This is a genomic window from Mucilaginibacter sp. (assembly GCF_028287845.1).
Taxonomy (GTDB): Bacteria; Bacteroidota; Bacteroidia; order Sphingobacteriales; family Sphingobacteriaceae; genus Mucilaginibacter.
Window position 1 is genome coordinate 23,883 of record NZ_JAQBOW010000128.1, and the last position, 10,719, is coordinate 34,601.

General features: G+C 42.0%; 8 protein-coding genes. 3 read left to right on the plus strand and 5 right to left on the minus strand.

The features are described from left to right. The first annotated feature begins 6 nt into the window (after positions 1-6). On the plus strand, positions 7-1,347 hold the full coding sequence (tilS, locus tag JWP71_RS13000) for a tRNA lysidine(34) synthetase TilS (protein WP_299500692.1): 1,341 nt from the start codon (positions 7-9) through the stop codon (positions 1,345-1,347). After that, complete coding sequence (locus JWP71_RS13005; protein ID WP_299500695.1) at positions 1,344-1,826, plus strand: hypothetical protein; 483 nt, start codon at positions 1,344-1,346, stop codon at positions 1,824-1,826. The genes tilS and JWP71_RS13005 overlap by 4 nt, the downstream gene beginning before the upstream one ends. Positions 1,827-1,915: 89 nt before the next feature. Here JWP71_RS13005 and JWP71_RS13010 read toward each other — a convergent pair whose 3' ends face one another. Continuing rightward, positions 1,916-2,878: a 2-oxoglutarate and iron-dependent oxygenase domain-containing protein gene (locus tag JWP71_RS13010; RefSeq protein ID WP_299500698.1), complete on the minus strand. Its 963-nt coding sequence runs from the start codon at positions 2,876-2,878 to the stop codon at positions 1,916-1,918. A gap of 238 nt (positions 2,879-3,116) precedes the next feature. On the opposite strand from JWP71_RS13010, the gene JWP71_RS13015 reads away from it, so the two are divergent. Next, positions 3,117-4,832, plus strand: a complete 1,716-nt coding sequence (locus JWP71_RS13015) for a DUF6600 domain-containing protein (RefSeq protein WP_299500701.1) — start codon at positions 3,117-3,119, stop codon at positions 4,830-4,832. 146 nt (positions 4,833-4,978) lie between these two features. Here JWP71_RS13015 and JWP71_RS13020 read toward each other — a convergent pair whose 3' ends face one another. The 4 genes from JWP71_RS13020 to JWP71_RS13035 all read right to left on the minus strand — a co-directional run. Then, positions 4,979-6,277, minus strand: coding sequence for an ammonium transporter (locus JWP71_RS13020; protein WP_299500702.1), 1,299 nt, complete (start codon positions 6,275-6,277; stop codon positions 4,979-4,981). A gap of 836 nt (positions 6,278-7,113) precedes the next feature. Beyond that, positions 7,114-7,716, minus strand: coding sequence for a lipoprotein signal peptidase (locus JWP71_RS13025; RefSeq protein WP_299500704.1), 603 nt, complete (start codon positions 7,714-7,716; stop codon positions 7,114-7,116). After that, entirely contained in the window at positions 7,717-8,100 is a 384-nt protein-coding gene (locus tag JWP71_RS13030) for a TraR/DksA C4-type zinc finger protein (protein ID WP_299500706.1), read from the minus strand. Next, a partial coding sequence (locus JWP71_RS13035; RefSeq protein ID WP_299500708.1) for a class I tRNA ligase family protein occupies positions 8,101-10,719 on the minus strand: 2,619 nt, incomplete at its 5' end. It abuts the gene before it with no gap.

The following is a 10,719-nucleotide window of genomic DNA, read 5'->3' on the forward strand; positions in this document are numbered from 1 at the left end:
ATTTTGATGATGCTTCCGGTTAAAAAATTTACTGATTTTATTGAACAAAATAATTTGTTTGAGCGCGACTGCACCCTGTTGGCTGCTGTAAGCGGGGGCATGGATTCTGTGGTAATGGTTCATTTATTAAAATCATCCGGTTATAATTTTAGTATCGCTCATTGTAATTTTCAACTTCGCGGCGACGAGGCTAGCGCCGACCAGGAATTTTGCAAACAATTGGCTGTTCAAAATAATGCACCGTTCCACACGATAAATTTCGATACCCGGCAATATGCCAATGATAACAAAATATCCATCCAAATGGCCGCGCGAGAGCTTAGATATCAGTGGTTTGAGCAAATTAGACAGCAAAACAACTATACTACTATCGCGCTCGCGCACCACCAAAACGATGCAATTGAAACTATATTGTTAAACCTTGTGCGCGGTACCGGTATAGCGGGCCTGCATGGAATTTTGCCTAAAAACGGATCGCTGGTACGGCCGCTACTATTTTTAGGGCGCGACGAGATATATAATATTATTAAGGCCGAGGGAATAAAATATGTTGAAGACAGTTCTAATTCCTCGGTAAAATATGCCCGTAATAAATTAAGGCACGAGGTTATACCCAAATTAAAAGAGCTTAACCCGGCTTTGGAACACACGTTCGAGAATAACCTGAAACACTTCAGGGATATGGAAATATTGCTTGAAGTTAGGCTGGATGAATTAAAAAAAGAATTATTAATTATTAATGGCGATGAGATACATTTGCCATTGGCTGATGTAAAAAAGCTAAACCCCCAACGGTTATTGCTATTTAAACTATTGCAGGAATATGGTTTTAATGAAACAGCAATTGACGATCTGATATCGTCATTAAATAAACATTCGGGGAAAGTATTTGAAGCAGCCGGGCACATTTTAATACTTGACCGCGATAAGATCATTCTTACCAAAAGAAATATTACCCGGCACGAGTCGGCAAGCATAGCTGCTTCTGATCATACAATAAATTACGGGCGGTATAAGTTAACTTTATTACATGATGATACGCCGCTTATTATAAAGGATAATCCATTGGCGGTGTCTGTTGATGCTGAAAAGTTGGTGTATCCGTTAAGCATGCGTAGTTGGCAGCGAGGCGATAGTTTTTGTCCGCTTGGCATGAAAACCCATAAAAAACTGAGTGATTTTTTCATCGGCCTTAAAATACCATTGCACGAAAAGGGTGAGATTCCGTTGTTGATAAATGGCAATGGCGAAATTATTTGGATAGGTGGTTACCGGCCAGATGATCGTTATAAAGTAACTAATAACACCAAAAAAGTAATTATATTCGAATTGTATAAAGTAAAATGAGCGAAAAAATAGTTTTTACAGAAAACCAATACCTGGGCAGGGAATTTATACCCATTACGATACGTTTAGTATTAGCAATATTTTGCTTTGCCGTTTATGCTTTAACTGCCCCGGATGATAAAAATGGCGATCTGCTGGCTGTTGTGGGGTTTGCTATCCTTATAATTTCTATTATAATGGGATTCCTGCTGCATTTTCGTACCCGGGTAGAAAACAAAAGTATTTTGCTGAATGGCTTATGGACAACCCGCCTGGTTAAGATAGACCTTAACAGCATAGTAAAAGTTGAAAAAGCACCATATAGCCGCTACCTGTTTAATAACCCGGTATATAACCTGCATAATAAGGGTACCATACGTTTTTTTGCCGCGGGTAAAGAAGCTATCCATCTTACAGACAGGGATGGGCTGGTGTACATTATTGGCTCGCAACACCCTAATGAATTATTAAGAGCCATACAGGAAGAGATGAAGGATTAAGTTGGCAGCTTTTAATTAGCAGTGGGCACAAAGTAAAATGGCAATCTGCATAATGCAAACTGCCCACTTAAAGCTGCAAACTTAAGAGTTTATTTCTTTAATCCAATTTCGCGTAACCGCTCATCCAAATATTCGCCGGCGGTTATATCGGTATATTTTTTAGGATGCTCAGCATCAACGGTAGATGATAATGAAGTTAGGTCCATGTTTGATACCGGGTGCAAAAAGAACGGTACCGAATAGCGTGAATTCTTCATCAGCTCGCGCGGCGGGTTAACCACCCTATGTGTGGTTGATTTAAGTTTGTTATTAGTTAAACGCTGCAGCATATCGCCTACATTAACCACTAAATCTTCGCCATGCGCTTTTACAGGGAACCATTGTCCTTCGCGGGTTAACAACTCCAGCCCATCGGCACTTGCACCAATAAGTAAGGTTATCAGGTTAATATCCTCATGCGCGCCGGCACGCACCGCATCGGCAGGTACAGAGTCCGGGTCCTCAATAGGAAAATAATGTAAAGTGCGCAGTATAGAGTTGCCGTTATGTACCTTATCATCAAAATAATTTTCGTTAAGGCCCAGGTATACTGCAATAGCGCGCAATAAATATACGCCCGCGCCTTCTAGTTTTTTGTAAACATCAAGCGTTGTAGTATTAAAAGCAGGCAGCTCTTTCACTACCAGGTTATCCGGGTAATCTTCCTTAAGAGTGGCGTCATCAGTAACGGTTTGGCCTATTTGCCAAAACTCTTTCAAATCGGGGGTTTTAAAACCTTTGGCTGTTTCTTTTCCCTTACCGGTATAACCACGCTGGCCCGCAAGGTCTGGTATCTCGTAGCTTGATTTAATGCTATCAGGCAAGGCAAAAAGCGCTTTAACCTGTGCATATAGTTCATCAATTAATGTTTTACTTAGACCATGATTGGTTATGGTGACAAAGCCGGTTTCATTAAAAGCTTTTCCAATATCGTCCGAAAATTGCTTACGCTCCGCAGCATTACCGTTGGTGTAAGTATTCAGATCAAGGCGTGGAATGTTTACTGTACTCATAATATTATGAAATAAATAATAAATGTAAAAATATTCAAATTAAAAAGTTTGGTATAAAAGTGCTAAAGTTTGTTGAATGTAACTAACTGTTTTATTTGCTACAGCTATCTTTTTATATATTTAGGCATATTATAGCCGTGTTCTTTTTTATTTAAAACAATTGCCCAACTAAACGTTTTATATTTTACCATGTCAAAAAAATAAACCAATAATAAATCTAAATGCAAATATTAAAACTATGAAAATATTAACTAAAATATGGGGTATTGGCCTGTTGGCATTGTTGCTGATAGTAGCCGCCCCACGTAAAAGCCTTGCACAGGGTGGAGATATTTCTGAGCAGGACTTTTATGATAACTTACAACCTTATGGTACCTGGATAAGCGACCCCCAATATGGCGATGTTTGGGTACCCGATGTAGATGAGGATTTTAGGCCCTATGCCACACAAGGGCACTGGGTATTAACCGAATATGGTAATACCTGGGTATCAGACTACCCATGGGGATGGGCCACGTTCCACTATGGCCGTTGGCGCTATGATGATTATTACGGCTGGGAATGGATCCCCGGTTATGAATGGGCACCTGCATGGGTTAGCTGGCGCCATGGCGGTGGCTACTATGGCTGGGCGCCTTTAATGCCGGGCATTAGTATTAGTTTATCATTCGGCAGCGGGTATCGCGCGCCTGATACCTATTGGTCATTCGCACCCGAGGGATATATTAACCGGCCAAATATTTATAATTATTATGTACCGCATAATAGGGTAGTAAATATCATTAATCGTACAACTATAGTTAATAATACTTATGTAAATGGTGGCCGCCGTTATATTGCCGGCCCGGGGGCAACCGATATTCAGCGCTATACACACCAGCGCCCGCAAGTTTATTCTATAAACAATGCTGATAGGCCGGGTGCCATGCGTGTGCAAAATAATTCGGTTAATATATTCAGACCGGCAGTTAGGCGTGCCCCTGATGCCCGTCCTGCCCGGGTGGTTGATGCAAACGCCTACAAACAACAAAATCCTAACCAGGGCATAGCCCGCAGAGGACCGGGCGGTGCAGCCGGATTTGACCATGTCAATGCTTCAAAATTGGCTACTGTTGCCCGCAATGCTAATGCCGATAATAACGTAGTGCGTGTAAACCCACGTCCTGATAACAGGCCTAATCCCGGTCAGCAGGGTAACCGCCAGGGTCAATTTGGAAATCGGGCTAATCAGGGGCAACCGGGTAATAATCCTAATACGGTACAACCGGGTAATCAGCCGAATGATGGTCAACCGGCCAATCGTCGCGGGCGTCCTGAAAACCGACCTAACGTAACGCCTCCGGCCCAACAGCCAAGTAACGACGCGCAAATACAACAGCAGCAACAGGCGCAACGCGCTCAACGGCAGCAAGCACAGCCACAACCGGGTCAAGCTCAGCAACAGCAGCAACAAGCACAAAGAGATCAACAACGTGCACAACAGCAGCAAGCTCAACAGGGACAGGCTCAACAGCAGCAGCAAGCACAAAGAGATCAACAACGTGCCCAAAGGCAACAAGCTCAACAGGGACAGGCTCAACAGGGACAGGCTCAACAAGCTCAGCAACAGCAAGCACAAAGAGATCAACAACGTGCCCAACAGCAGCAAGCTCAACAGGGACAGGCTCAGCAAGCCCAGCAACAGCAGCAGCAACGTGCCCAAAGGCAACAAGCTCAACAGGGACAGGCTCAGCAACAGCAGCAACAAGCACAAAGAGATCAACAAAGGCAGCAAGCACAACAGCAGCAGGGACAGCAACAGGCGCAACAGCAACAACGTCAGCAACAGCAACAAGCCCAGCAACAGCAGCGTCAACAACAACAACAACAGCAGCAAAGGCCACAGCAGGAGCAACAAAAGCAAAGGCAACCTCCTCCTCCGCCAAAAGAAGAGCCGCCAAAGCAGCCTAATTAATTATTTAATGTGAAAAAAAGGCCTGCACCTGTAAACAGTGTGCAGGCCTTCACATTTAACCGCTCAACAACAGACGACTAAATTTCCTTGTAGTTTTCACACTACCTAAATGCTGTTAACTCCATAATTGCGACCAACAACAAAAATTAAAGCTCTTCGTGGTGCTGGCTTAGGTCAAGCCCAACTAGTTCATCTTCCGGAGATACACGTAGCGGACTAATCAGGTCTGTTACTTTAAGCAATATAAATGAGCCAATAAATGCAAAAGCAGATACAGCAACTAACGCTATCAGGTGTTTAACAAACAAAGCTGTTTCACCATAAAACAAACCGTTGGCACCGGCGCTGTTTACACTTGTAGTGGCAAATACACCTGTAAGCAGCATGCCTACCATACCGCCCACGCCATGACAAGGAAATACATCAAGGGTATCATCAATATTGGTTCTTGAGCGCCAAATAACTACCAGGTTACTTATTACAGCCGCAACTATACCCACAATTAATGAGCTGGAAACAGTTATATAACCCGCAGCGGGAGTAACCGCTACCAACCCCACTACCGCGCCAATACAAGCGCCAAGCGCCGAAGGTTTTTTTCCTCTTAGTATATCAAAGAATATCCACGCAATGGCGGCAGCTGCCGACGCGGTAGTTGTTGTAGCTAACGCGGTTGCTGCTAATTCATTAGCACCTAATGCAGAGCCTGCGTTAAAACCAAACCAGCCAAACCAAAGCAGACCCGTACCCAAAATAACATAGGTTATACGTGCCGGTGCATGTGTTTCTTCTGCACCATTGCGTTTTTTAAGATATAATGCCGATGCCAAAGCCGCCCAGCCTGCAGACATGTGTACAACGGTACCGCCTGCAAAATCAAGCACGCCCATTTTATAGAAAAAACCATCAGCATGCCAGGTTGCATGTGCAAGCGGCGCGTAAATAATGATGATAAACAGGGTGATAAAAATCAGGTATGAATTAAAGCGGATACGTTCTGCAAAAGCCCCGGTAATAAGTGCCGGTGTAATAACCGCGAATTTTAACTGGAACATAGCAAATAGTATAATCGGGATGGTTCCCCAGGTTACACCTAAGGTGTTTTGCATCATAAAAAATGATGAAGGGTTACCAATAAATCCCAATCCGCCAACGTCTGTTCCAAAGGCAAGGCTAAATCCAAATACTACCCATATAATGGTGATCAACCCCATACAAACAAAACTTTGCAGCATGGTTGATATCACATTTTTCTTTCTAACCATTCCGCCGTAAAAGAAAGCCAGACCCGGGGTCATTAATAATACCAAAGCGGTTGATATTAATAACCACGCCGTATCGGCTTTATCTATTGGTGTTTTAGAAGGTGTTATGGTATTACCCGGATATATAAAGACAAGTATTATCACAATGATAAGCATGCCGAAGGGTACAATTTTTTTCATTTCAAAAATTTTAAATAAAACCAAATACAATATGTTCAGGCATAGAACAATAGAGCCATGCCTTTAAGGGATGTACAGAATAAAGCCGATGCTTGATAACCTTGAAAAACTGAATTATTTTTCAAACAATGGAGAGAGATCAATACGATAAGCCCCGTCAGACTTACAAAGTTTATAAACTTCGTAAATCTTTACAAGTGTATAAAATTCAATCTAACCGATGTAAGCACATGCTATTTAAGCACAAAGTGAGGTCTTACCAAAAAACGTGGTTGGGATAGAGCAGTAGCTTGTGGAAGCGGCCATACTCGCTGTAGATGCTTTTAAGCTTATTTTTTAAATATTTAAGACAAACGAAGATGCTTAGCAGGTCAATAAGAAAAATCTTAATGAAATGACCACCCTTTACAGTCCGGAAGTTTACCAGTTGAAGTGGGTTGTTCCCACTAAGAACCATTTCATGATTTCTTTGCTGACTGGCCTTTAATTGAGAACCAACGGCAGATTGCTTATGAGAGTGTAAATTTTTTGCAAACAAATTGCCTGCACAAAGAAATTGCACAGCAAATACCAACAAAAAAATATAAAAACGCCTGTAATTGCGGGTTTGCATTCCTAAAAATACTGATTTCTTATAAAAAAGAGAAGAAAAATGAAAATAAACAATTTTTAAGTGCCTAAACAGGCAAACATTTTAATGATTAACAAGAATTAATTAAAATGTTGTAATAAGATATTAAAATGAGTGCTATTTGTAAACACCGGATAACGCACAAGGAAAAACAAGCAACAAAAAAGCCGCTAAAAAGCGGCTATAATATTTAAAAGATAAAAATTTATTCCTCTACCATTTCACTATTCGGGCTGCTCGCTTCAACAACTTCGCTTTTAAAATAGTGTTTCTGGAAAATAAGTATCAGTATTACCCCTACAGATATCGCTGCATCGGCAAGGTTAAACACCGGGCGGAAGAAGATATAATCCTGGCCGCCCCAAAGCGGCACCCATGTTGGGAATATACCTGATATCAATGGGAAATAAAACATATCAACTACGCGGCCATGAAATAGGGGCGCGTAATGATAAGCTATACCGTAAAAGGTGGAATCAATAATATTACCCATGGCGCCGGCAAATATCAGCGCGACATTCATGATAAGGCCACGGTGATACTTGTGTTTAATTAAAAAAACCATACCATAAGCAATAGCAAAAACAGCCAAAATGCGAAACAGGGTTAAAACCAGTTTGCCCCAGTCGCCGCCCAGTTCCATGCCAAATGCCATGCCGTTATTTTCGGTATAATGCAACATGCCGCGCTCGCCTAAAAACTTAATTTCTTCACCCTGGTACATGTGCGCCCTTACCCAGGTCTTGATAACCTGGTCGGCAATGATAATCAGTATAGCAGTTAAAAAAGGTTTGGTATAAGCCTTCATTTATTGCTTCAATTTAGCTTCCATCGTTAAAGTGGTGTGCGGTACCGCGCGTAAGCGTTCTTTTGGTATCAGTTTACCACTTTCGCGGCAAATACCGTAAGTTTTATTTTCTATACGCACTAAAGCTGCTTCTAATTGCTCAATGAATTTTTTCTGGCGGGCAGCTAACTGATTAATCTGTTCTTTCTCTAAAGTGGCAGATCCATCTTCTAATGTTTTATAAGTACCGGCAGTATCATCAGTACCGTTAGCATTTGGCGAACTTAAAGAAGTTGCCAACGCGTTTAATTCCTCTTTCGCGCTACGCAATTTGTCCAACAACAGATCTTTGAACTCTTTTAGCTCTGAATCGCTATAGCGGGTCTTTTCGTTTTCTACTTTCATTTATACTTTATTAATAACAATAATTATTTCATGTTCATCAATGGTGGTAATGTCACCTGTTGTTAACTGGCTGTCAATCACTATACTGTCAGCCAAAATTTCGGCGCAAATATATAATAAATTATTATTCAGGGCACGGCTAATAAATGGATGGTCGTTTAATTGAACAGTTATCCTGTCAGTTACTTCAAATCCTTTGGTTTTGCGCAGATTCTGTATGCGGTTTATCAATTCGCGTGATATACCTTCCTCTTTCAATTCGTTGGTAATGGTAACATCTAAAGCCACCGTTAGTTTTCCTAAATTTGCAACTTGCCATCCGGGAACATCTTCGGCGATTATTTCTACATCAGTAGTAAGTAGCGAGTAGTGAGTGATGGGTAGTTGAATGCTTCCTTCACTTTCCAGTTTCGCTATATCTTCCTGACCTAAATTATTTATTTCGTCGGCAACCGCTTTCATATCCTTACCCACTTTTGCACCTAATGCTTTAAAGTTTGGTTTGATCTTCTTTTTAACGAAACCGGCTGTATCTGTAATGTATTCAATACCCTTGATATTGGTTTCAGAGAGTATCAGTTCTTTTACCTGATCAACCTGGTGCTTGAAATTCTTATCCAAGATAGGTAAAAGAATTTTGCTTAATGGCTGTCTTACATTAATACCTACCTTTTTACGCAATGACAATACCAATGATGATACATCCTGCGCTAATTGCATGCGCTCTTCCAGTTTGGCGTTTACCAATTTAGCATTATATTCAGGGAAATAAGCCAGATGAACGGATTCGAATTCCTCTTTTTTAGTAATGCTATTCAGATCGGTATATAAACGCTCCGCAAAAAATGGCGCTATGGGCGACATCAGCTTAGCTACCGTTGTTAAACAGGTGTATAAAGTTTGGTAAGCCGATAGTTTATCGGCAGAGTTGTCTGACTTCCAGAAACGGCGGCGGCTTAACCGAACAAACCAGTTGCTTAAATGCGCGTCTACAAAGTCCTGTATAGCGCGGGCAGCTTTGGTTGGTTCAAAATCAGCATAAAAAGCATCAACCTCTTTACTTAACGTATTTAACAGCGATATAATCCACTGGTCAATTTCCGGGCGATCTGTTATCGCTATTTCTGCCTCGCTGTAGGTAAACTTATCAATGTTGGCATACATTACAAAGAAGGTATACGTATTATATAAGGTGCCAAAAAACTTACGGCGAACCTCGTCTATACCATCGGCGTTAAATTTAAGGTTATCCCACGGCGCGGCATTGCTTATCATGTACCAGCGTGGTGCATCAGCGCCAAACTGCTCAATGGTAGCAAATGGGTCAACACCATTGCCCAGGCGTTTGCTCATTTTGTTGCCGTTCTTATCGAGCACCAAACCGTTTGATATTACATTTTTAAACGCTACACCTTTATTACCAACTTCGGCATTTACTTTCTTTATCTCGTCGCTGGTTTCGCTCAGCATAACCGCTATGGCATGCAGCGTAAAGAACCAACCACGGGTTTGGTCAACACCTTCGGCAATAAAATCTGCCGGATAAGAGTTTTTAAACTCGTCTTTGTTTTCGAAAGGGAAGTGCCATTGCGCATAAGGCATAGCGCCGCTGTCAAACCAAACATCGATAAGATCCGGCTCGCGATACATGGGTTTGCCGGTTGATGAGGTTAATATCACATCATCAACATAGGGTCTGTGCAAGTCATCAATAGTAAAACCTGCAGGCATTAACCCGGCAGCTATTGATTTTTCAATTTCGGTATGCAGATCGGCAATAGAGCCAATACAAATTTCTTCGCCTCCATTTTCCTCGCGCCAGATAGGTAGGGGAGTACCCCAAAAACGTGAACGCGACAGGTTCCAGTCTACCAAATTTTCCAGCCAGTTACCAAAGCGGCCGGTTCCGGTCGATTCCGGTTTCCAGTTGATGGTTTTATTTAGCTCCACCATTTTATCCTTTACCGCGGTGGTGCGGATAAACCAGCTATCCAGCGGGTAATATAAAATCGGCTCGTCGCTGCGCCAGGAGTGCGGGTAGCTGTGTTCGTATTTTTTAACGTCGAACGCTTTGTTCTCTGTTTTTAGTTTTATGGAAATGAGTACATCAGTTGGTTTAAAACCTTCTTCCGCGCGCTCTTCTGCTGTATAATATTCTTCTTTAACATAGCGGCCGGCATAGTCGGTCACTTCATCAACAAAACGGCCCTGCTTGTTAACCAGCGGAACATCCTTGCCAAATTCGTCCTTCACCATCACCGACGGCACGTTGTTTTCTTTACATGCCCTAAAGTCATCCGCGCCAAAAACAGAAGCGGTATGTACTATGCCGGTACCATCCTCGGTAGTAACAAAATCAGCCGGGATAACACGAAAAGCGTTTTTCTCCAGGTCAGCATTAGTTACATAGGGCATTAGTTGCCAATAGTGCAGGCCCAATAATTCTGAACCTTTGTAAGTCCCTTTTATTTCCCAGGGGATAATTTTATCGCCGCCTTTATAATCTTCAAAAGAAGCGTTTTCACCTTCGGCTTTAAAGAATTTGCCTATCAGATCTTTTGCTAATATTACCGTTACCGGTTCATAGGTGTACGGATTGAAAGAGGCTATTTTTACATA

Coding starts and splice junctions, on each gene's coding strand:
- tilS (WP_299500692.1), top strand. CDS start 7: ATGATGCTTCCGGTTAAAAAATTTACTGATTTTATTGAACAAAATAAT.
- JWP71_RS13015 (WP_299500701.1), top strand. CDS start 3,117: ATGAAAATATTAACTAAAATATGGGGTATTGGCCTGTTGGCATTGTTG.
- JWP71_RS13020 (WP_299500702.1), bottom strand. CDS start 6,277: ATGAAAAAAATTGTACCCTTCGGCATGCTTATCATTGTGATAATACTT.
- JWP71_RS13010 (WP_299500698.1), bottom strand. CDS start 2,878: ATGAGTACAGTAAACATTCCACGCCTTGATCTGAATACTTACACCAAC.
- JWP71_RS13005 (WP_299500695.1), top strand. CDS start 1,344: ATGAGCGAAAAAATAGTTTTTACAGAAAACCAATACCTGGGCAGGGAA.
- JWP71_RS13025 (WP_299500704.1), bottom strand. CDS start 7,716: ATGAAGGCTTATACCAAACCTTTTTTAACTGCTATACTGATTATCATT.
- JWP71_RS13030 (WP_299500706.1), bottom strand. CDS start 8,100: ATGAAAGTAGAAAACGAAAAGACCCGCTATAGCGATTCAGAGCTAAAA.